At 64.7% G+C, this 21,946-nt stretch carries 14 protein-coding genes; 7 read left to right on the top strand and 7 right to left on the bottom strand.

What is annotated here, in order from left to right; genetic code table 11:
• Window positions 1-82 precede the first annotated feature (82 nt).
• Genes LOZ77_RS07815 through LOZ77_RS07805 form a run of 3 tightly spaced genes read right to left on the bottom strand, consistent with a single transcriptional unit; the run spans window position 83 to window position 6,806 of the window.
• Window positions 83-277, bottom strand: a complete 195-nt coding sequence (locus LOZ77_RS07815; RefSeq protein WP_230281571.1) for a hypothetical protein — start codon at window positions 275-277, stop codon at window positions 83-85.
• Entirely contained in the window at window positions 277-4,530 is a 4,254-nt protein-coding gene (locus LOZ77_RS07810) for a translocation/assembly module TamB domain-containing protein (RefSeq protein WP_230281570.1), read from the bottom strand. The genes LOZ77_RS07815 and LOZ77_RS07810 overlap by 1 nt, the downstream gene beginning before the upstream one ends.
• Window positions 4,530-6,806: an autotransporter assembly complex family protein gene (locus LOZ77_RS07805; protein ID WP_230281569.1), complete on the bottom strand. Its 2,277-nt coding sequence runs from the start codon at window positions 6,804-6,806 to the stop codon at window positions 4,530-4,532. The genes LOZ77_RS07810 and LOZ77_RS07805 overlap by 1 nt, the downstream gene beginning before the upstream one ends.
• A 124-nt stretch (window positions 6,807-6,930) precedes the next feature.
• Between LOZ77_RS07805 and LOZ77_RS07800 the strand changes: the two genes are divergently transcribed.
• The 5 genes from LOZ77_RS07800 to LOZ77_RS07780 all read left to right on the top strand — a co-directional run bounded on the left by LOZ77_RS07800 (window position 6,931) and on the right by LOZ77_RS07780 (window position 15,209).
• Window positions 6,931-8,055: a YihY/virulence factor BrkB family protein gene (locus LOZ77_RS07800; protein WP_230281568.1), complete on the top strand. Its 1,125-nt coding sequence runs from the start codon at window positions 6,931-6,933 to the stop codon at window positions 8,053-8,055.
• Window positions 8,056-8,222: 167 nt separating this feature from the next.
• On the top strand, window positions 8,223-9,599 hold the full coding sequence (locus LOZ77_RS07795; protein WP_230281567.1) for a DUF418 domain-containing protein: 1,377 nt from the start codon (window positions 8,223-8,225) through the stop codon (window positions 9,597-9,599).
• Window positions 9,600-9,665: 66 nt separating this feature from the next.
• Window positions 9,666-10,748, top strand: a complete 1,083-nt coding sequence (locus LOZ77_RS07790; protein WP_230281566.1) for an efflux RND transporter periplasmic adaptor subunit — start codon at window positions 9,666-9,668, stop codon at window positions 10,746-10,748.
• Complete coding sequence (locus tag LOZ77_RS07785) at window positions 10,738-13,839, top strand: efflux RND transporter permease subunit (RefSeq protein ID WP_230281565.1); 3,102 nt, start codon at window positions 10,738-10,740, stop codon at window positions 13,837-13,839. Before LOZ77_RS07790 ends, LOZ77_RS07785 begins: the two co-directional genes overlap by 11 nt.
• Window positions 13,836-15,209 (top strand): efflux transporter outer membrane subunit, encoded by a 1,374-nt coding sequence (locus LOZ77_RS07780; protein ID WP_230281564.1) that lies wholly within the window; start codon window positions 13,836-13,838, stop codon window positions 15,207-15,209. The genes LOZ77_RS07785 and LOZ77_RS07780 overlap by 4 nt, the downstream gene beginning before the upstream one ends.
• Here LOZ77_RS07780 and asd read toward each other — a convergent pair.
• On the bottom strand, window positions 15,206-16,087 hold the full coding sequence (gene asd, locus LOZ77_RS07775) for an archaetidylserine decarboxylase (RefSeq protein WP_230281563.1): 882 nt from the start codon (window positions 16,085-16,087) through the stop codon (window positions 15,206-15,208). The two genes, LOZ77_RS07780 and asd, sit on opposite strands and share 4 nt — an antisense overlap.
• A 29-nt stretch (window positions 16,088-16,116) precedes the next feature.
• On the opposite strand from asd, the gene LOZ77_RS07770 reads away from it, so the two are divergent.
• Entirely contained in the window at window positions 16,117-17,775 is a 1,659-nt protein-coding gene (locus LOZ77_RS07770) for an aminotransferase class III-fold pyridoxal phosphate-dependent enzyme (RefSeq protein ID WP_230281562.1), read from the top strand.
• 23 nt (window positions 17,776-17,798) lie between these two features.
• Here the strand turns inward: LOZ77_RS07770 and LOZ77_RS07765 are convergent, their stop codons facing one another.
• The 3 genes from LOZ77_RS07765 to LOZ77_RS07755 all read right to left on the bottom strand — a co-directional run bounded on the left by LOZ77_RS07765 (window position 17,799) and on the right by LOZ77_RS07755 (window position 20,062).
• On the bottom strand, window positions 17,799-18,443 hold the full coding sequence (locus tag LOZ77_RS07765; RefSeq protein WP_230281561.1) for a hypothetical protein: 645 nt from the start codon (window positions 18,441-18,443) through the stop codon (window positions 17,799-17,801).
• 4 nt (window positions 18,444-18,447) lie between these two features.
• Window positions 18,448-19,077 (bottom strand): class I SAM-dependent methyltransferase, encoded by a 630-nt coding sequence (locus LOZ77_RS07760; protein WP_230281560.1) that lies wholly within the window; start codon window positions 19,075-19,077, stop codon window positions 18,448-18,450.
• A 106-nt stretch (window positions 19,078-19,183) separates the two neighbouring features.
• Complete coding sequence (locus LOZ77_RS07755; RefSeq protein ID WP_230281559.1) at window positions 19,184-20,062, bottom strand: alpha/beta fold hydrolase; 879 nt, start codon at window positions 20,060-20,062, stop codon at window positions 19,184-19,186.
• 281 nt (window positions 20,063-20,343) lie between these two features.
• Here LOZ77_RS07755 and LOZ77_RS07750 point away from each other — a divergent pair, with 281 nt between their 5' ends.
• Window positions 20,344-21,945: an inorganic phosphate transporter gene (locus LOZ77_RS07750; RefSeq protein WP_230281558.1), complete on the top strand. Its 1,602-nt coding sequence runs from the start codon at window positions 20,344-20,346 to the stop codon at window positions 21,943-21,945.
• Window position 21,946: the final 1 nt, after the last annotated feature.

Raw genomic sequence — 21,946 nt, 5'->3', positions numbered from 1 at the left:
TTGTGAAAGCTTACGGGTGCAGGCGGATTTGGCAAGCTCAGTCTAGATTGCCGGGACCGGAATTGTTGTCCGCCAGTGTGCTTTACCGCAAGCCTCGGCCGGATTGCGCCGCCTCCGCGTCCCCGACCGGTTCCACGGGCGACGCCTCCAACTGGCCGTCGATCTCCTGCGCCAGCTGTCGCGTTTCGGCGTCGGCCTTTTCGAAGCGTTCGTCGAAGTCGGGCTCCGCGCTACAGGCGCACAGGGCCAGCAGGGCGATGCAGGCAGCGGCGCGCATCAGTAATCCTTTCGATATTGCACCGACACATCGACCGCCGACGATCCGCCTGCCTGGCTCAGCACCGACAGGGCAGGGGTCAGCGCCACTTCCAGCTGGGTCGCGGTAAAGCCGCGTGCGTCGGTGATCAGCTCGACATAGATGTCGTCGGTCAAATACTGCCCCGCCGCCAGCGCGGTGCCGCGGCCGGTATCGTCGTCGCCGCCCAGAATTCGCAGACGATCAACGCCGGTGGCCGACCGCAATGTGCCCAGCGGGTTCAGCCCGCCACCCCCGCCGCGCAGCGAATTGAGCGAGGCGGCCAGTTGCACGGCCTGTATGGTCGACAGGTTCCCGACCGAGCTTCCGAACAGGATGCGCGACACGATCTCGTCCTGCGGCAGGCCGGGCGTGCTGCTGAACGCGATCTGCGGATCATAGGCGCGGCCGGTAACGTTCACGCGCACGGTCACATCCTCGATCTCGTCGCTGGCGGCGATGTCGATCGTCGGGTCGATCGTGGTGCCGCCGGTAAAGTCGATGTCCCCGTTCTCCAGCTCGAACGACCGGCCCGCAAAGCCCAATGTGCCGCGCACCAGCTCGACACTACCGGCAAGGCGCGGGGCCGCGCTGGTGCCCGACAGCTTCAGATCGGCGCTCCACTCGCTCTCCAGCCCCATGCCCGAGACATACAGCTTTTCGGGCGCTTTCACCGACAGGTCCAGACGCACCAGATCGAACATGCCCGGCTGCGGTTCGGCAGGTTCGTCGCCGGTGATCCGCACCGGACCACGCGGTGGTTTGAAACGCACGCCCTTTAACGTGGGCACCTCGGCAGCGGCCTGCGTGACGATCTGGTAACGCGTTTCGGGCAGGCGGATCGTACCCGCCAGCAGCGCGGATTGCCCCGCCTGCTTGGTCAGCGCGATATTGCCCGTGGCCGTCGCGGCCAGCGCATTGCTATCGGCCAGTTGCGCGCGGTCCATGTCGACCGCGATATCCATGGGATAGCCCTCTGCCTCGGCCAGGCTGACAAAGCCCTTGGCCGAAACCGTCCCGTCACCCGCGCGCGCGTTAAAGCTCTCGATCTCGAACCGGCTGCCGGTGAACCGTCCGTTGAGGGCCATGCGCGACAGGCGCGTGCCATAGGTGTGGTTTTCATAGACCAGATCCTTGCCGCGCACGATGCCTGCCAGTTGCGGCTGGCTGACCCGGCCCGAGAAATCGGCCGCGACTGCGATAGGTCCGGTCAGCGTCTGGTCCGCCATGCCCGCGAAGGAGAACAGCGTAGTCGCGGGGCCGTTATACCGGAAACCGCCGCCCAGCGGAGCCGACATCAGCCGTGTGACCCAATCTCCCGAACCTGGGGGCAGCGGGCGAAGCGAGGTGACGAGGCGGCCGATCACCGTGCCACGGCTGCGCAGGACGGCGCGTGCCTCTCCCCCGTCGGGCAGCAGCTTGCCGACAAAATTGATATCGACCGGCTGGCTGACGGCGGCGGCGGTCGTGCGGGTGAAACCGTCGATCCGCATGCGCGCATCGGCCCGCGGGAATGCGCCGCTTGATGCTTGCTGGAAATCGAAACTGCCGCTGGCCTTGCCGCCTACGCCCAATGCGGGGGAGAATGCATTGGCAAGCGATATGTCGATCCCTTCCATCCGGCTTTGCAGTTTCATGCCGGTGCCATATTCGCCCGCCAGTTGGATATGGCCGCCACCGACATCGATCTTGCCGGGCAACAGTTCATAGCTGGCCTTACCGGGCACGATGCGCAGCGGGCTGGCGGTTGCGAAATCGATCCCGCGTGCGCGCCCTTTGGCGGCAATGCGCCACATTTCGGGTTGCAGATCGGCATTTGCCGATAGCCTGAACGGCACGCCGGCGACCCCTTCGGCCAGCAGTTGCGCATTGCCGCGTCCGTCGCGGTAATCGACCTTGACCCGCCCCGCGGCCAGCCGCGTGGTGCCATAGGTAAAGCCTGAAAGCTGGGCATCGGCCTTTACCAGTGGCTGGTCGTACAGCACGACCCGCGCATCCACGATGGCCGATCCCACCGCGAAATTGCCGGGGCCGGGAAGCTGCGTATCCTTTGCGCGCAGGTTGATCAGCGCCTGTTGATATTCTCCCGCTGCCGACAGGCGGACCACGCCGCCCAGCCCCTGCCCATTGGCCGTCAACTGTCCCGCAAAGGGGCCGGAAGGGGTCTGGCGCAGCGATCCGGCAAACCCGATCCCGCCCAGATCGGCGCGCGTAATGTCCAGCGTGGTCACGTCGCCCACGCCCAGCACCACATCGGCGGTCAGCGGGCCGTAATCGGTATCGCCATCGGCGACGAGGCGATAGCCGCTCCCTGCGCCATTAACCCGTGCGCCGGTAACCCGCGCGTTCAGATTGGCAAGGCCGATGCCAAGTCCGGGCCGTTCAGCCGTGATGCGCGCGTCGGGATCGCTGATCGTGCCCGCCACGCGCACGCCCACCGCGCCATAGGCATCGGTCGTCGCATCGGCATTCAGCGCGATCTTCCCGTCGGGAGAATATGAGCCATAGCCGCCCCTGATCTGTGCGGCGGGTGCCTGCAATTGCAGATTGCGGAACCGCAGCGTTCCGTCGCCGCCATAGCGTATGTCGGCGCCCGCCACGGCCTGTCCGCCCAGAAAACCGGCAAGGCTTTCATTGTCGATCCGCTGCGACCGCACGCCCACGCGCCCTGCCAGCGCATAGCTGCCGTCGCGGTCGGTCGTCAGGTCCATGTCGGTGTTGATGTCGAAAATGCCGACGCTTTCGATGCGGTAATCGTCGAGCCGCCCGTCGATCGCACCGGTATAGATGCCGGTGGACGTATCGGCCAGCAGCGTCAGATCGGCATTCAGCCTGTCCGACCGGATCATCATATTGTCCGACAGGATGCGCGTGCCCTCGATCGCGATATCGCCTGCCAGGCGGACATTCTCCAGCTTTCCGCCTGCGACCGTGTCGACGCCGGTAATCCGGCCTACGCTGGCGCTGACGGGGATCAGGATCTGGTCCGCATCCACGCGCGCCGCGCCGCTGGCGACGAAATTCTCGACCCCCATGTCGTTCATCGCGATTTGGGCCGCGGTGATGTCGTAATCGACGGCAGGGGCAGCGAACGCGCCGTCCAGAGCCAGCTTTGCATTCATGCCGCGCCCAGACAGATTTTCGGCAAGGGCGGATGGCTTGAACAGCACGAATTGCAGGTTCAGCCCGTCGAAACGATTGTCCGACAGGTCGATCCCGCCATCGGTATCCAGCCGGAATGCGTCGCTGCCCACGCCGCCCGACAATTGCGCGCGGCGGTCCTGCAAGTCGGCGGTTAGGTCGATGAACATGACCGGCCCCAGCAGGGCGGCGGTCGGCCCATCGAACAGGCGGGCGATGCGGGTGGGCCCCTCGACCGCGAACGTGCCGTCGCGCGCCGTGATGCCAAGCCGCGCGAATTCGCTGCCCGCCAGATCGGCGTCGAGCTTTCCGGTCCAGCTTTGCCAATCGCCTTCGCCGCCCGCACGCACGGCCAATGGCTCGGTCAGGCCCGCCATGGCCGCGATCACCCCGTCACCGGGCGCGTCCAGCGTCAGGTCGAAATCCAGCCGGTTCTGTTCGGGCACTGCGTCCAGCAGCAACGCCAGCCGGTCGCCACCCGGCGCGTTCGATCCGGCCTCGCGCATTGTGTCGGCATCGAATTTCACCTGCGCGCGGCCATCGGCGATATGCACATTGCCCGCCATGCCGACCACGCGGCGTTCGCCCGCGACGGGCGCCTCGGCCACGAAACGCTCGACGCGCAATTCGTTCACATCGATATCGAGGTCGGGCAGCAGCGGTTCGTTGCTGGTCGGGGTTTCGTTGAATTCGGGCAGTCGCTGCAAGGTTACGAGCGGGCTGGTCAGCGAGCGGACATCGACATGATTGCCGATGAAGTGAAACGGGCGCCAGTCGACCGCGATTTCGGGGGACGTCAGGAACACGCCCTTGGGGTCGCGCAATTCCAGATCGCGCACCACCATCGCGCCATAGAGCGATCCGTCGATCGCGCCGATGCCGATCTCCATCCCGCTTTCGAATTCCATCGCTTCCAGCTGGCCGATCAGGAAACGCTTGCCCGGGCCGGTATTGATCAGCAGCAGCAGGGCCGCGACCAGTGCGACCAGCGCCGCCACCGCGATCGCCGCCCATTTCGCAATGCGCCGCCCGCGATGGCCGGTTGGGATCGTCTCGGGCGTGGTTTCGGTCATCGGGGTCGCTTCCTCCGCCATCAGAACGCCTGTCCGATCGAGAGATAGAGGCCGAACCTGCTCTCGCCCTCGCGCCGGTTCAGCGGCATGGCGACGTCCAGCCGCATCGGCCCGAAATTGGTGTAATATCGCCCCCCGATACCGACGCCGTAACGGATATCGGAAAACTGCGGCATGGTTTCCTCGTAAACCTGTCCGGCATCGACAAAGCCGACCACGCCGAAATTGCCCCAGCGATAGCGGACTTCGGCCGAAGCCTCGTTCATGCTGCGCCCGCCGATGGGATAATAATCGAACTCGTCCTCGTCATTATCGGGATCGGTCGGATCGTAATCGGGATTGGGTTCCTGCGAACGCGGGCCCAGTTGCTGATAGCCGAAGCCGCGCACCGAACCGCCGCCGCCCGAATAGAACCGCCGCGAAGGGGCCAGATCGCCGCGCGCGATACCCTGTATCGATCCCAGCGCGATGCGACCGGCCAGCACGATGGAATCGGTGGCGGGGAAATAGGCCGAACCGTCGATCCGCGCGCGGACATAGGGGGTAAAGCTGCCTTGCAGCGAACCTTCGGGTTCGATCAGCGTGGTCAGCCGGAAACCGCGCGTCGCGTCGAGCAGGTCGTTGGTCGTGTCGAGGCCCAATTGCCCCGTCAGCCCGCCGATGAAATAGGTGCGCTGCACACGCTCGCCCAGATCGGGGTCCCACGATTCCTCGACCGTGCCGATGATCTGCGCGCCATAGGCATAGCTCAGCCGTTTTTGCCACAGCGGGGTGGAGCCATAGCTCCAGTTGATGCCCAGCCTGCCGGTGAACGCCTCGAACGCGTCGTAGTCGGAATGGTTGAGGTCCGCGGTCAGCGCAAAGGTCCGGTCGCGCTGCCCCGCGTTCGACCGGCGGAAACTGGCGCCCACGCCCTGTTCGCTGGTGCCGAGTATGGCATTGAACGACAGCGCGCCTTCGGGCGGGAACATGTTGCGATGGGTCCAGCTGCCTTGCACGCGAATGCCCTGATCGGTGCCGTAACCCGCGCCGCCCGCGATGGTGCGGGCAGGGCCGGCGTCCTGTTCGACAAGGATCGTGGCATATTGCGCGGGGGCTACGTTGCCATCGGGCCCTTCGACCGTGCCCGCATCTTCGCCGGCAGGTTGGGCGGTGACCGAAACGGTATTGAACAGGCCGGTCGCGACCAGTGCCTTGCGCAGATCGTCGACATCGTCGCTGTTGTAGAGTTCACCCTGTTCGAAACGCGCCAGCGTGGCGACGTGATCGGCATCGAAGGCAAGGTTGCCCGTCGTTTCGATCCCGCCGAACGCCGTGCGCGGACCGGGATCGACGGGCAGGGTGTAAAGCCCCGTGCCTTCATACTGGTCGAGCAAGATATCGCGCTGGCCGATGTTGGCAAAGGGATAGCCGTTCTGCGGCAGCGCGACGGCCAGACCTGCCTCTGCCCCCTGGACGCGGGCGGCGACGATGGGTTCACCGGTTTGCAGCGGGAAATTATCGGCCAGCAGCGTTTCGGGCACCACTGGCGGAGCGTCTATCACGATGTCGGAGAAGTTGAACCGCTGCCCCGCGGCAACGTCGAGCACGGCGGTCACGCCCGCATCGTCGCGGTCGAGCCGTGTAGTCACTTCTGCCGAATACCACCCTTCGGAATTGAGGATCTGTTGCAGCAGGGCGCTATCCTCGGTCAGCCGCGCGGAAACCTGCGCCATATTCGCCGCCTTGCGCCCGTCTTCGCGTAGCGACGCGAGGCCGTTGAACATGCCCTCCATGTCGGTATCGGTTTCGCTGTCGGCGTCCTCCAGCCCGTTGATCTGTATGCCATAGGTGATCTCGACCGGCTCGTCCGCCGATGGCGCTTCTTCGGCCAGTTCGACCGGTTCGATGTCGAATGTCTCAAGCGGAGGGAGCGGGGCTGCCAGTTCGCTGTCGCGCACGGGGGCATCGCCGATTTCCTCGACCGTATCGCCATCGGCCAGCGCGGGATCGTCCAGCGGGGCGGCCTGTCCCTCTGTGGTCTGGGGGCCTTCTGTGGTCTGGGGGGGAATCTGCGCCTCGTCACCCTGTTCGGCGGCGATGCGGCGCTCGAACGCCTCGATCGATTCCAGCGGGGCGTCCATGGCCGGATCGTCGCTGTCCAGAGCGGGCACGGTGCTGTCGAATTCCTCGTCGCTGATGACGGGTTCAACCACTGGCAGGGTGATGCCGGGGGGAGGGGCAGGGAAATCATCGCCGGTTGCATCCTGCGCCGCAGCAGGCATGCTGAAGGCGAGCAGGCTCCCCATGGCGGCCATCGCGGAAATGCCGGTCAGCAGGCGCGATCTGGCGGCCGGAACGGCAATTCCACCGGCACAAAATCCGCGATGCTCCGTTAGGGGGACATCAACTCCGTTCCGCAGGCTGGAGAGGCGAGACGCATTGGATACCGGCAAAACAATCCCTTATGACAGCACGGACGGCCCGAATGCCGACCGTGTCGATCCCGTGGCACCGGCAAGCGGCACCCCGGAGAATTCAAAGGAAGACGCGCCCGGCGCTGCGGCCAAATCCCCCTTGCAACTGCCGCGCGCGGCATGGCTGCAGATCGCTAAACGCGTATATACCATGTGGGGTTTCCATAATTTGTCACTTCTTGGCGCGGGTGTGGCATTTTTCACCTTTCTGGCAATTACCCCGATGCTGGCCGCGATGGTCATGATCTATGGTCTGGTGGGCGATGTATCGACGGTGGAACGCCAGATGCTCAGCCTGGTCGAAGTGCTGCCCGCCGATGCCGCCAGCATGATCGAGCGGCAGATGATGGCCGCCGTCAGCACCAGCAAGGGCGTGACCGGCGTGGCGCTTGCGATTGCGCTGTTTTTCGCGATCTATGGCGCGATGCGCGCCGCGAATGGCTTTATCGGCGCACTGAACGTCATCAATGAAGAGCATGAGAGCAGGGGCTTTATCAAGCTGACCCTGCGCGGTCTGCTGCTGACGCTGGCGGCCATCGGCATCGCGATTACCGGCGTTGCCAGCGGGGGCGCGTTCGCGTGGTTGCAACGCCATTCAGAAGCGTTTCTGGGCGTGGGCATGGGGCTGACCTTCAAGGCGGTCGCGTGGGTTGCGGCGATATCGCTGGGCAGCCTCGGCTTTGCGGTGGTGATGCGTTACGCGCCCGACCGCCGCCCTGCGCGCTGGCGCTGGCTGGCGCCTGGGGCTTTGTGCGCGACGATGGTCTGGCTGATGATCTCTTTCGGATTTTCCGCCTATGTCGCCTATGTCAGCGATTATAACGCCACCTATGGCTCGCTTTCGGCCATTGTGGTGTTCCTGATGTGGCTGTTCCTGTCGGCCTATGGCGTGCTTTTGGGTGCGCTGTTGAATGCCGAGATGGAGCGGCAGGTCCGCTGCGATACCACCGTCGGCCCCGACCGCCCGATGGGTGAGCGCGGGGCGGTGCTGGCCGATCTGGAAGAAGGCAATCTGAGCGTGGAGGAATGGCTGGAGCGGACGCAGCATCGCGCCGTCGTGCGCCGCGTGCACAAGACACGCGCGGATTAATCAGGGGATTCTACGGCAAGCTCTTTCGGGACGATTGGCCCGATATGGCGTCAATTGCCAATCGGGACAGGCCGTATTACGGTTTGCCACTCGGGCGCCGGTAACCGGGGGCGGCGCCGACACATGCGGGTCGCGGCCATATGTGCTGCCCTGGGAAGGGGGTCTTTATGACCGCTACCGTCCTGACGGAAGGCGTAAGCGCGCCGGTTGACGCCGCGCCCGTTACGAAAGCCGACCGCATCGATTCACTCGACATTCTTCGCGGAATCGCGGTGTTCGGCATATTGCTGATGAATATCTCGGCCTTCGGGCTGATCTGGCAGGCCTATGGCAATCCGATGGCGGCCGGGGGCAGCACGGGGCTGAACCTGCGCCTGTTCGAAATCATGAATGTCGGTTTCGAAGGAACGATGCGCGGCATATTCTCCATGCTGTTCGGCGCGGGCATCGTGCTGATGACCGAACGGATGGAAAAGGCGGGCGCGGGGCTGGCGACGGCCGAAATCCACTTCCGCCGGATGAGCTGGCTGCTGCTGGCGGGGATCATTCATTGGACATTGCTTTTGTGGACGGGCGAAATCCTGTTTGCCTATGCACTGTGCGGGTTTTTCCTGTTCGCGTTGCGCAAGATACCGGCGCGCTGGCAATTCGCCATCGGGATCGCGGCCTTGCTGATCGCGGCGGGCCTGTCGAACATGCGCTATCACGGCACGCTGGAACTGTCGCACAAGGCTGCCGCGGCGCAGGCGATTGTCGATGGCGGTGGGACACCCGACGAGGAGCAGGCCGAGGCGCTGGAAGGCTGGCAGGAAGCATCGTCCTTCGCGATCCCGACCGAGGAAACGACCGCGATGTTCACCGGCTGGCACAGCGGTTCCTATCTCGACGCGGTGACGGGGCAATTGTCGTTCAGCTATCAGTTTCAATGGGTAGAGGCGCCCTTTTGGCTGGTGTTCGACATGATGCCGTTCATGCTGATCGGTATGGCGCTGCTGAAATCGGACGTTCTGACAGCAGGGCGCAGCACGCGGTTCTATGCCGCGCTGATGGGGGCGGGCTATGCCATCGGCATCCCGCTGGGCCTGTACGAGCTGGGCCTGTTGCAAGCGGGCGAATACGGGCCGTTGGCATCGGCCGAGGCAGGGCGAACCTATCAATTCAGCCGCCTTGCCATGGTGTTCGGCCATCTGGGGCTGGTGCTTTGCGTGATCAGGCTGGGGCTGTGCCGATGGCTGATGCGCGGCTTTGCGGCGGCGGGTCAGATGGCGCTGACCAATTATATCGCGCAGACACTGATCTGCACGCTGCTGTTCTATGGCTTTGGTTTTGGCCTGTATAATATGTTCGAACGCTATCAGCTTTACCTGATCGTTCTGGCCATTGCGGTCGTCGAAATGGTGTGGAGCGTGCTGTGGCTGCGGCATTTCCGATTTGGCCCGCTGGAATGGGTGTGGCGCACGCTGACATATTGGCGATGGCAGCCGATGGCGCGCAAACCGGTGTCTTTGGACCCAGCCGCGACGGGCGCAGCGCAGTATCAGTAATTACCACCCGTCAAAAGGGGGCATATGGCGCTTTTGCGAACGGTTCTTACCCGTTATGCAGTGCCGATGAATCAGCGTCTTGCCCCGTTACTGCCCCTGTTTGCCGCGCTTTTTTTGGGGGGATGTTCGGGCGCTGAGGGCGATCGCGAACCGGCCCCCGTGCCCGTGATTGCCGAGGATTTGCGCTTTCTGCCGCAACGGATCGACACCGAGATGATCGGCACTGCGCGCGCGTCGGTCAGTGCCGAGCTCTTTCCGGAATCGGCGGGCAGGGTGACCCGCGTGCGCTTTGCCGCGGGCGATTACGTGCGCAAGGGGCAAGTGCTGGTCGAACTGGACGCAAGGCGCGAGCGGCTGGCGGTCGAGGCGGCCGAGGTCGAATTGCGCGAAGCGGACCAGTTGCTGGGACGCTATCGCCGGATCGAGGATACGGGCGCGATTTCGGAAAGCCAGATCGAGGCGGGAGAGACCGCGCTGGCATCGGCGCGCGTTGCGCTGGAACAGGCCCGCACCCAATTGGCCGACCGCACGATCCGCGCGCCCTTTTCGGGCCATATCGGGCTGACCGAAGTCGATGTGGGCGACCGCGTCAGCGATGCGACGCCGATTGCCCAGCTTGACCGGCGCGGCACGCTGTTCGTGGATTTCCCCGCGCCCGAAACCGTGTTCAGCGCGCTGCAACCGGGGCAATCCGTGACGATCACGCCCTTTGCACAGCCCGACCGCCGGATCGCGGCGACCATCATCGCCACCGACAGCCGCGTCGCTCAGGACAGTCGCGATTTCACCGTGCGCGCATCGGTGCCCAACAGCGACGACAGCCTGCGCCCGGGGATGAGCTTTCGCGTCACCGTCGCCCGTAGCGGAGAGCCGCGACCCGCCGTACCCGAAGAGGCCATCGTCTGGGGCGGCGAAGGTTCGCATCTGTTCGTCCTGCGCGAGGGGAAGGCGCATGAAGTGCCCGTCACCATCACCGCGCGGCGCGAAGGACTGGCCTTTGTCGACGGAGAGCTGGCTCGCGGCGATCGCGTGATCGTCGAAGGGGTACAGAAAATCCGCGACGGTCAGGCGATCCGCCTTGTCGCGCCTGAGGCCCCGCCCGCGGGCAAGGCGCAATTGCGCAAGGCGGACAGCCGCGATGGAGCATAAGACCGACCTGCCCATGCTGGCGGTCAAGCGGCCGTTATTGGTGGGCGTGCTCAACCTGCTGATCCTGCTGGCGGGTCTGGCGGCGGTATTCGGCGTCGAAGTGCGCGAATTGCCCAATGTAGACCGCCCGATCGTGTCGGTGTCTGCCGTCCTGCCCGGCGGCGCGCCCGAAACCATGGATGCCGAGGTGACGAGCATTCTGGAAGACGCGGTCGCCCGCGTCACCGGCGTGCGGCAGATCCGGTCTTCCAGTGAAGAAAACAACACGCGCGTGCGGGCCGAATTCAATCCGGGTGTCGATCTGGACACCGCGGCGTCCGACGTGCGCGAGGCAGTAAGCCGCGTGACCCGCGACTTGCCCGAGCGTGTGGAGCAGGTGAATATCGTCAAGGCCGATGCCGATGCGCAGCCGATCATGCGGCTGGTGGTGTTGAGCGATCATCTGGGCGAGGCGGAGCTGACCCGTCTGGTCGAAAACGATATCGTCCCCGAACTGCTGACGGCCGAGGGCGTGGCCAGCATCGACCTGTTCGGCGAGCGCGCGTTGCAAATGCGCGTGGCGATCGATCCGGCGCGGCTTAACCGGTTCGGCCTTACCATCACCGATGTCGCCGATGCGCTGCGCCGCGCGCCCTATGACGTGCCGGTCGGATCGTTCCGGTCGAACGCGCAGGAACTGGTCGTGCGGGCAGAGGCCAGCGCCACCGATCCGCAATTGCTGCGCGATCTGGTGATCACCGGCAATACGCGGGTGGGCGACGTGGCCGATGTCGATTTCGCCCCCGCCGATGCCAGCAACTTCGTCCGGCTGGACGGCAAGCGCGTGATCGGCATGGGCGTGGTGCGACAGGCCAGTTCGAACACGATCCAGATATCCAATGCCATCCGCGCATCGGTCGAACGGGTGAACGCGCGGTTCGACGATGTGCGGGTCGAGGTGATTTCGGACGATGCCGAATTTATCGAGATTTCGGTGCGCGAAGTGCTGATCACGCTGGGCTTCACCATTCTGGTCGTCATCGGCACCATGTTGGTCTTTTTCCGCGCATGGCGGCCCACCGTCGTTCCCAGCACCACCATCCCCATCGCGCTGGTCGGCGTGATCGCGGGCATCTGGGCGATGGGATTTTCGATCAACCTGCTGACGTTGCTGGCACTGGTGCTGGCGACGGGGCTGATCGTGGACGATGCCATTGTGGTGCTGGAAAACACACAGCGCCTGCAGAACAAGGGTCTGGGGCGGCGCGCGGCGGCGGTCGTGGGAACGCGGCAGGTGTTCTTCGCCGTGGTAGCCACCACGGCCGTGCTGGTATCGGTGTTCGTGCCGATCAGCTTTCTGCCATCGGAAACGGGCCGCCTGTTCCGCGAATTCGGGTTCGTGCTGTCGGTCGCGGTGGTGATTTCCTCGTTCATCGCCCTGTCGCTTGTTCCTGCGCTGGCGGCGCGCATCGATCTGACCAATGGCGCGGCAGAGGATGATGCGCTGACCCGCTGGGGCGGCAAGGCGCGCGACCGCTATATGGCGATGCTGGTCTGGTGCCTCGACCGCGGCAGGCTGGTGGTGGGCGCTGCCGTGCTGCTCGCCGTGCTGACCGGCCTTCTCTATACGCAACTGGATAACGAGCTGGTGCCCGACGAGGATCGCGGCGTGATCGAGGTGGATGCGACCGGTCCCGACGGGGTGGGCCTTGCCTTTATGGACCGCGAGCTGGACGAGATCGAGCGAGTCTTGCAGCCCTATCTCGACAGCGGAGAGATCGAGAGCACCTTCTCGGTCGTCGGCCGTTACGATCCCAATCGTGTGCGTGTCACCGCGCAGCTGGCCGACTGGGACGATCGCAGCCGCAGCCAGAGCGAGATCGTGGACGCGCTTAATCCGCCGCTGCGCGAGATTCCCGGCTCTCGCACCAATGCGCGCGGGCGCGGCACGCTCAGCTTCGGGGGCGGGGGCGAAGGGCTGGAAGTCGCGCTGACCGGCGGCGAATATGCCAATATCTACCGTTCCGCGCTGGCCCTGGCAGAGGCGATCGATACAAGGTCCGACATATTGTCGAACCCCGATATCTCGTATCAGCCGACCCAGCCGCAATTGTCGCTGAGGATCGACCGCCAGCGCGCGTCCGACCTTGGCATCGACCTCGACGATCTGTCGCAGACGTTAAGCGCGATGGTCGGGGGCGAGGAGATTGCCGATCTGAACGTGGGCGATCAGGCCGTGCCGATCTTCCTGACATCGCGCGCGGTGTCGATCACCAATTCCGCCGATCTGTCGAACCTGTATGTCCGCACCGCATCGGGCGGAATGGTGCCGCTGTCGCTGGTGACCGAAGTGGTGGAACAGGGCGTCGCCGCGCAGCTTGACCGCACCGAACAGCGCCGCGCGATCGAAGTGGGGGCCGATATCGCATCGGGCGTATCGCTGCGCGACGCGATCGTGGAGATGGAGCGGCTGGCCGACGAAACCGTGGCCGACGATATCGACATGATCCTGCAGGGCGATGCCGAAAGCCTGAATGAAACGTCGAGCGACGTGCTCGTCACCTATCTGTTCGCGCTGGTGATCGTGTTCCTTGTGCTGGTCGCCCAGTTCGAAAGCCTGACCAGCGCATTGGTCGTGTTGCTGACCGTGCCCTTCGCCTTGGCGGCGGCGATCCTTGCGCTGTATCTGTCGGGCGTGTCGCTCAACATCTATTCGCAGATCGGTCTGGTGATGCTGATCGGGCTGATGGCCAAGAACGGCATTCTGGTGGTCGAATTCGCCGACCAGCTTCGCCATCAGGGCCGCAGCGTGCGCGAAGCGGTGGAAGAGGCCGCCGCGATCCGCCTGCGCCCGATTGCGATGACGCTGATATCCACCGTGGTCGGCGCAGTGCCGCTGATCCTTGCGGGCGGCGCGGGGGCGGAAGCGCGCCAGTCGATCGGCTGGGTGATTTTCGGCGGGCTGGGCATCGCGGGCGTCTTCACCCTGTTCCTGACCCCCGTGATCTATCTGGGCATCGCGCGTTTCGGCAAGCCGCGCAGCGTGGATCTGGCGCGCCTGAATGAAGAGATCGGGCAAGTCGACGAAGACATGACGATGGCACCGGCATGAGGGTCCGTTTGCCTGCATTGCTTCTGTGCGCGGCCGCGCTGTCGGCATGCGCCGCCGGTCCGCAGGTCGAGCCGCAGGCGGATATCGTCGCGCCGCCGGTATTCGCGGCCGATTTGCCCGATGCCGGAACGAACGACGACTGGTGGAAGGGGTTCGGCGATCCGGTGCTGGACACGCTGGTCGAGAGGGGGCTGACCGCCAATCTCGACATTGCGGCTGCGCGCGAACGCATGCGTGCGGCAGAGGCGCTGTTGCGCGCCGAGCGGGGCGACCGTCTGCCCGCGATCGACGGCGCGGCCGATATCGGCACCGCGACCGGCGACAACAGCCGCAGCAGCGCCAGTGCGGGGCTGTTTTTGGAATTCGACCCCGATATCAACGGCCGGATGGGCGCGGAAATCCGCGCCGCCGCCGCCCGCTATGCCGAGGCGGATTATCTGCGCGCTGACCAGCGCCGCATCGTGGCCGCCGCCATCGCGCGCCAATATGTCGAATATCGCCGCACCGGCGCGCAGCTGGAATTGCTGGAAGAATCGACGGGACTGCAGGAACAGACGCTGGATGTCGTGACCCTGCGGTATGAGGCGGGGCTGTCCGCCAATCTGGATGTGCGCCGCGCCGCCGCCGATCTGGCGCAAACGCGGGCGCGGCGCGGCATTCTGGAAATCCAGCGCGCGCAGGCGGTGCATGCACTGGCGCTGTTGCTGGGCGAGGTGCCGGGCACCTTCGCACCCGACGGGGCCAGCGGCATCGACGCGATTCCGGCCTATCGCGGCGGACCGGCATTGGGCCAGCCGGTCGATCTGTTGCGGAGGCGCACCGATATTCTTGCTGCCGAAGCCCGCTTGCAAGAGGCCGCGGCCAATGTCGGCATCGAACAGGCCGATCTGCGCCCGTCGCTGACCGTGCCTGCCTCTATCGTGCTGGGCGGGGGCAATCTGGGCGATTTCTTCGACGATTTCCTTGCCAGTGTCGGTGCAGCGCTGGACATACCCCTGTTCGACGGAGGTCGCCGCCGCGCCGAGGTCGACGCCGCCGATGCCGAACTGGGCGCGCGCTATGCCGAATATCGCTATGCGTTTCTGGACGCGCTGGGCGAAACCGAAAACGCGCTGGTCGCCATCGATGCTTTCGGGCAGCGGGAGGTTGCCCTGTCCGCCGCCATCGAGCAGAGCGAGGCCGCGCTGGAGCAATCGAACGCGCTCTATCGCGAGGGGCTGGCCTCTCTGTTCGACGTGCTGGATGCCCAGCGCCAGCTGATCGGCAGCCGCGAGGACTTGCTCGACAATATGGCCGATCTGTCGGGGGCCTATATCGCGCTGCATCTGGCCGCCGCATCGCCGGGGCCGGAGGGTGAGGGGGCGGCCTAGTCCGGATCGCTGTTTCGGGGCACGCGCATCAGCGGCTGGCCCATGCGGATCTGCGCGCCCTGTTCCAGTGCGACCGGCGGGCAATCGGGGGGCGACAGGACCACGATGGTCGATCCGTGTTCGAACCAGCCCATTTCCTCTCCCTTGGCGAAACGGGCTGAAACGGGGCGGACGCCTGTGCCCCCGTCGCGGACAGGTTTTTCGCTGTCGAGGAACGGCAGACGGATGCTGGCGACCAGCACGGCGGCGACGGGCACCAGCGCGATGCGCGCGCCGCCCGCGTTCAGCCGTGCGATGATCGGCGCGCGTTCGTTTCGGCAATAGAGCTTTTCGATCCGTTTCAGCGCGACCGGGTTCACGTTCCACGTATCGCCCGAGATATAGCGTACGCTATCGACCGTCAGGTCGTGCGGCGCGTGAAAGCGGTGATACATGCCTGCCGTCAGCCGCAATGTAACGAACCAGCCGTCCGCGAATGCAGCTGCCGTCGCCGCATCGCCAAGCAGCTCGGCCAGCGAATACTCCAGCCCCTTGATCTGATAGGCCTGTCCGTCCTTCACCCGGCCATGCGCGCCGACAATGGCATCGCAGGGCGAGGCGACGATGGCTGGATCGGCATCCACGACCCGCGCGCCCGGCTTTAACGGGCGCGTAAAGGCCGCATGCAGGCTGCGAAAGCGCTTTTCGGGCGCATCTGTCAGATCAACGTCACAAAAGAAGCGCCAAAGGGCGATCGAGGCGCTGCTGACAACCGGATTCTCGATCTTGCTGAACCAGCCCATGAAACGGGTGAGCGCATGGCGCGGGATGCGGTTGGTCAATAGGAAGTTGAGTTCCTCTTGCATGGCAAGGCGCTGGACGGCGGAGCGAAGCATCATGTCGGTCTCTGCATGTGGGGAGCAATGAGTTGAAGCGTTTGACGTTGAGTGTGGCCACGGTTCTGGCAGGCGTGCTTTCGGCGCAAAAAATCCGCCAGCGCGTGCAATTGTCGCGGGCCAAGCACCGTTCGCTGGCAGGCCATTCGCGCATGGCGCGGCGCATGGCGCGACAAGTGGCGAACTATCATTTCGTGGGCGACGAATTCTTCGCCGCCGATGGCGCGCCGGGTGACGTGGTGGCGCAGCGGCGTGCCGGTTTTGACGCGCTTTCGGCACTTTACCGGCAGCGGTTCGCCAAAACGGCGGCCTATACCGGCGCAGCGGCGGATGCGATCCCCGATGTCCGTTTCACCGGCAGCTATCGCGTGCCGTTCCAGTTCAGCCCCGTGGTGCGCGAACATCTGTCGGCGGGCAGCTTCTATTGTGCGGCCAGCGGCGTGATGCTGACCGATCTGGACGGGAACGAATTCTATGACCTGACCGGTTCCTATGGCGTCAACCTGCTGGGGGTCGATGCCTATCGCGCATTGACCGACGCCGGCATCGCCGCGACCCGCGAACTGGGGCCGACGCTGGCGGGGCTGCATCCGGTGGTCGCGGATAATGCGCGCCGGTTGCAGGCGATATCGGGCCTCGACGCCGTGTCGTTCCACATGTCGGGGACAGAGGCGGTGATGCAGGCTGTGCGGCTGGCACGCTATCACACGGGGCGCAGCCATCTGGTGCGGTTCGCGGGCGCCTATCACGGATGGTGGGACGATGTGCAGCCGGGCGTCGGCAATCCGGTCGCGGCCGAACGGACCTATACTCTGGCGGATATGAGCGAGCGCAGCCTTGCCGTGCTGGCCAGCCGCAAGGATATCGCCTGCGTGCTGGTGAACCCGCTTCAGGCGCTGCACCCCAATCGCAATGCACCGGGGGATTCGACGCTGGTGTCGCGGCGCGCGGGGGCGAAAACGGACCGCGCTGCCTATGCCGACTGGCTGCGGCGTTTGCAGGACACCTGCCGCAAGGCGGGGATCGTGCTGATCATGGACGAGATTTTCACCGGCTTCCGCCTCGCCCCGCGTGGAGCATGCGAATATTTCGGCGGTATCAGGCCCGACATGGTCACCTATGGCAAAACGCTGGGCGGGGGGCTGCCGGTGGGCGTGTTGTGCGGCAGGGCCGATCTGATGAAGCGGTATCGCGACGACCGGCCCGCTGACATCTGTTTCGCGCGCGGCACGTTCAATTCGCACCCCTATGTCATGGGCGCGATGGATGCATTCCTGCGCCGCATGGAAACGGCCGAGGGGCAGGCGCTGTACGTTGGGGTGGACGAGGCATGGAACGAACGCGCCGCCAGTCTGAACGCGCGGCTGGATGCCGAGGGGTTGCCCGTCGCCATCGGCAATCTGGGCACGATCTGGACCGTCAATTTCCTCGAACCCGGCCGCTATCACTGGATGCTCCAATATTACCTGCGGGCCGAGGGGCTGGCATTGAGCTGGGTCGGCACGGGTCGCTTCATCTTCAGCCTTGCCTTTGGCGACGATGAATTCACCGAGGTGGCGAACCGTTTCATGGCCGCGGCGCGGGCGATGCAGCGCGATGGCTGGTGGTGGCGGCCACGGGGCGATGCGGGCAAGGCATTGCGCCATCGCCTGATGCGGGAAATGCTGCGCAGCCGGTTCAGGAAAGGTTGAACCGGCTGAAAAACAGGCGCTGCCTAGCGCGCCGGACGCCATGCCATCGCGGATTTGGCCAGCTTGGCAGGGGCCCCGCGATAGATCCTGAAGTCGTGAAACGGGTCGGTGACGATCTTCGTCGCCCAGACAAGGCCCGTTTCCACGTCGCGGATAAAGAACAGTTGGACGGTGCGGAACGCGATGCCCGCTATGCCCAGCACCAGCCACATCAGGCCGACATTGCGTAAAAAGCTTTCCGCGCCGGTGTGCGGCTGCATCAGCCCGAACAGCGAGGGCTGTGCCAGCAGCAGCAGCGGGCTCAATGCCCACAGGCCCATCAGCACCACTTTGCGCCGCAGATTATAGCCGACCTTGATGTCTTCCTTATACTCGTGCGTCGCATCGTTGACGTAGTCGTAGTCCTTGGGTTCGAAAAAGAAATGGCCCGCCTGACGGCTGGTCATCGCCACGCCCCACGCCAGCAGGGCCGCCAGCGCCGGATTGGTCCACAGCATCGCATAGGCGACAAGGAAGGTGCAGGCGCTGACGAAATGCAGGCTCTGGTTGATGATCGAGTGATGGTAATAGCGATGGTCGTCCCAGCGCTGTTCGCGCAGCTGGTCGCGGAAACGGGCGATGCCGGTCAGTTCGCTGCCGTGTTCGCCATTCGGTTTGAAACTGTTCATGTCTTCAGGCCACTTTCTGATAGCGGACGAGAGAGAAATGGCCGAGCGGGGGCAGCGCCCGCCGTTCGACAAGCTGGACACCGGGGGTCCTGGCCGCCCATGCCTCATATCGCTCCCAGGGGAATTCGGTGCGCCAGCCCAGCTTGCTTGTGACGGGCATCAGCATTTTTTCGATCCGGTCGCGTACGCCCTTGTCGGCGCTGATGCGGGTGGTGATCACAATCTCGCCCCCGGGGCGCAGAACGCGCAGGAATTCGTCCAGCGCCTTTTCGGGATTGGGAACGGCGGTCACGACATATTGTGCGACCACCACGTCGAATTCGCCCGTGGCGAAATCCATCGCTTCGGCGTCCATCACGCGGATCTGTTCGACATTTTCAAGGTTCAGCCGGCGCGTGCGTTCGCGTGCCTTGTCCAGCATGGAATCCGAAATATCGACACCCACAAGGCGCACGTCCTTGCTGTAACGGGGCAGCGAAATACCGGTGCCGACGCCCACTTCCAGAATACGCCCGCCGACCTGTTCGGCAGCGGCAATCGACAGCGCGCGGCCGGTGGCAAAAACATTGCCGAAGACCAGATCATAAATCGGGGCCCATTTGTCATAGGCCGCCGCAACACTTGCAGTCTGCATTTCGATACCACCCAGATCCCGTAGAGCGGCCTGATTGGATTGAAATTGTTTCAGCAACACGACAGAAGCGCGTCATTGATGCGATTGCCTGTCGATAAATCGCGGGTCAAATCGCGGTTTCGGACAGGAACCTGCGGATGCAGTCCAGCGCCGCGATGCGCAATTCGTCCCGCTCGCGCAGGATTTCATGACCGGCACCGGCGATGTCCGCATGCTCCATTGCGGGCAGGCGGGCGAGCACGCGGGCGATGGCGGTATTGTCGACCACGGGGTCCAGCCCTGCCGTCACCGTCAAGCCGCGCAGACCGGCGGGATATTCGTCCAGCATCCGTTCGACATGCGCGATGGAGCGCGTTGCGGCGGACAGCCAGCCCCATGTCGGGCCCGACCGCGCGAGTTCGGGGCAGGCCTCTTTCCACCAGCGCTTGTCTTCATCGCGGTCGGGGCAGGATGTGATGCGACCGGGGCCGGGGCTGCGCGACCGGCTCCATATCGTGCGGCGGCGCAGGGCGGGCACGCGCCCGATCTGTCCCAGCGCACCGATGGCGCGCCCGCGCAAGGGGCCGGCGCGTATGCCCAGCATCGGCGCCAGCAGCACGATGCCGTCGGGCCCAATGCGCCGTTCGACCACCGCGCGCAGCAGGATATGCCCGCCCAGCGAATGGCCGATCACCACATGCGGCGCAGGGTTTTCGCGCTGCCAGTCCGCGACGAAGGCTGCCAGATCGTCCGCAAACACCGCGAAATCGTCGATGTGGCAGCCGCCCGCCGGATGCAGCAGGCCCGATGCGCCCTGACCGCGCCAGTCAAACCCCGCGACAGCCCATCCTGCGCCTGCCCAGTCGTCGAACGCCTCCAGATATTTTTCAAGGAAGTCGGCCCGTCCGCCCAGAAACAGCACGCTGCCGCGCCATTCGCCGCGATGCGGCAGGGCAAAGCGGCGCAGGGGCCAGCCATCGGGCGCGTGCCAACGGTCGATCGCCATGCCGCCGGGCAGGCTGCGGCGGAGGGAGGGGGCCGGGAAAGAGGGCGGTATTGAAGGCAGTTCGGCAGTCATCCGGTCCCTATGCCCTGCAATTCCTTAGCCATTATGGCAGCGCCGGAAATTTTGCGAGAAAGGGGTATGCCCCGCCCGACCGGCAAGCGGTGCGATCTTGTCACAAGTTTGCAGCAAACCGGCGATAGCGCCACCACCGATCGATCAATTTGTGCTGCCTTTACGGCAATCGCCCGCGGGCGGGGGCGGCAGCCGAAAAGGGGCAATTCATGGCGACTGGGGCAAGCGAACCCGTTTCGGGCAGTTTCGGCTTGAAAATCGGCGTGGCCGATCTGGGTTTCGGCCTGTTGTTCGCCATTGCCAGCATCGGTTTCCTGATCTGGGGGCTGGATTACACCAACACCTCGCAGATCGCGATATTCCTGCTGGCAACCGCGTTCGGCCTGTTCATGGCGTTCAATATCGGCGGCAACGATGTCGCCAACAGTTTCGGCACAAGCGTCGGCGCGGGCACGATCACGATCAAGCAGGCACTGGCCATCGCGGCCATTTTCGAAGTCAGCGGTGCGGTGATCGCGGGCGGAGAGGTTACCGATACGATCCGGTCGGGCATCGTCGATCTGGGCGCCATGTCGGTCGAACCGATGCAATTCGTGTTCATCATGATGGCCGCGCTGCTGGCGGCGGCATTATGGCTGCTGTTCGCGACAAAGCGCGGCTGGCCGGTATCGACGACCCATTCGATCGTCGGCGGCATCGTTGGCAGTTCGATCGCGCTGGGCGTATTGCTTAGCGGCGGGGATGCGGCGCTGGCACTGGTGCAGTGGGACAAGATCGGCACCATCATGATTTCGTGGGTGCTGTCGCCGGTGCTGGGCGGGCTGGTGTCCTATGGCCTGTATTGGCTGATCAAGGAACATATCCTGCTGTTCAACGACCGGATGAAGGAACAACTGCACCATTTGCAGAACCAGCGCCGCAAGCTGCGCGACGAACACAAGAGCCGGTTCGAACGCCTCTCCGACATTCAGAAGATCAGCTATACCCACATGATGGTCCGCGATGCCGAGGCGCTGGACGAAGAGGGGTTCACACCCGACGATCTGGAAACCGAATATTACCGCAGACTGCACGATCTGCGCACGCAGCGCACCGAACTGGCGGCGCACAAGGCGTTGCAGAACTGGGTGCCGCTGGTCGCGGCGTTCGGTGCGGCGGTGATTTCGGCCATGCTTCTGTTCAAGGGGCTGAAGCACATGGATCTGGGGCTGACCACGCTGAACAACTATCTGATCATGGGCATGATCGGGGCGGCGGCGTGGATGGCGACCTATATTTTCGCGCGCACGCTGCGCGGGGATTCGCTGGACCGGTCGACCTTCCTGATCTTCAGCTGGCTGCAGGTCTTCACCGCCAGCGGCTTTGCATTCAGCCACGGGGCGAACGACATCGCCAATGCCATCGGACCGTTTGCCGCGATCCTCGACGTGCTGAAGACCGGCACCGTCGGGACAGAAGCGGCGGTGCCCCCTGCGGCGATGATGGCATTCGGCGTCGCGCTGATCGTCGGGCTGTGGTTTATCGGCAAGGAAGTGATCGCGACCGTTGGCCATAATCTGACCGAGATGCACCCCGCGTCGGGCTTTTCGGCAGAACTGGCGGCGGCCGCGGTGGTGATGATGGCCAGCACGCTGGGCCTGCCGGTTTCCAGCACGCACATACTGATCGGCGCGGTGCTGGGCATCGGGCTGGTGAACAAGCAGACGAACTGGGCGCTGATGAAGCCCATCGCCATGGCATGGGTGATCACCCTGCCTGCCGCGGCCAGCCTGTCGGCAGCGTGCTTCCTGATCCTGAACGCGGCGTTCTGAC

This window comes from Croceicoccus sp. Ery15, assembly GCF_020985305.1.
Lineage (GTDB): Bacteria > Pseudomonadota > Alphaproteobacteria > Sphingomonadales > Sphingomonadaceae > Croceicoccus.
This window is presented reverse-complemented; position numbering and strand designations above follow the sequence as displayed.

Excerpts from the sequence above, each read along its gene's own strand:
- LOZ77_RS07815 (WP_230281571.1), bottom strand. The coding sequence starts at position 277 with ATGCGCGCCGCTGCCTGCATCGCCCTGCTGGCCCTGTGCGCCTGTAGC.
- LOZ77_RS07810 (WP_230281570.1), bottom strand. The coding sequence starts at position 4,530 with ATGGCGGAGGAAGCGACCCCGATGACCGAAACCACGCCCGAGACGATC.
- LOZ77_RS07805 (WP_230281569.1), bottom strand. The coding sequence starts at position 6,806 with ATGGCCGCCATGGGGAGCCTGCTCGCCTTCAGCATGCCTGCTGCGGCG.
- LOZ77_RS07795 (WP_230281567.1), top strand. The coding sequence starts at position 8,223 with ATGACCGCTACCGTCCTGACGGAAGGCGTAAGCGCGCCGGTTGACGCC.
- LOZ77_RS07790 (WP_230281566.1), top strand. The coding sequence starts at position 9,666 with ATGAATCAGCGTCTTGCCCCGTTACTGCCCCTGTTTGCCGCGCTTTTT.
- LOZ77_RS07785 (WP_230281565.1), top strand. The coding sequence starts at position 10,738 with ATGGAGCATAAGACCGACCTGCCCATGCTGGCGGTCAAGCGGCCGTTA.
- LOZ77_RS07780 (WP_230281564.1), top strand. The coding sequence starts at position 13,836 with ATGAGGGTCCGTTTGCCTGCATTGCTTCTGTGCGCGGCCGCGCTGTCG.
- asd (WP_230281563.1), bottom strand. The coding sequence starts at position 16,087 with ATGATGCTTCGCTCCGCCGTCCAGCGCCTTGCCATGCAAGAGGAACTC.
- LOZ77_RS07765 (WP_230281561.1), bottom strand. The coding sequence starts at position 18,443 with ATGAACAGTTTCAAACCGAATGGCGAACACGGCAGCGAACTGACCGGC.
- LOZ77_RS07760 (WP_230281560.1), bottom strand. The coding sequence starts at position 19,077 with ATGCAGACTGCAAGTGTTGCGGCGGCCTATGACAAATGGGCCCCGATT.
- LOZ77_RS07755 (WP_230281559.1), bottom strand. The coding sequence starts at position 20,062 with ATGGCGATCGACCGTTGGCACGCGCCCGATGGCTGGCCCCTGCGCCGC.
- LOZ77_RS07750 (WP_230281558.1), top strand. The coding sequence starts at position 20,344 with ATGGCGACTGGGGCAAGCGAACCCGTTTCGGGCAGTTTCGGCTTGAAA.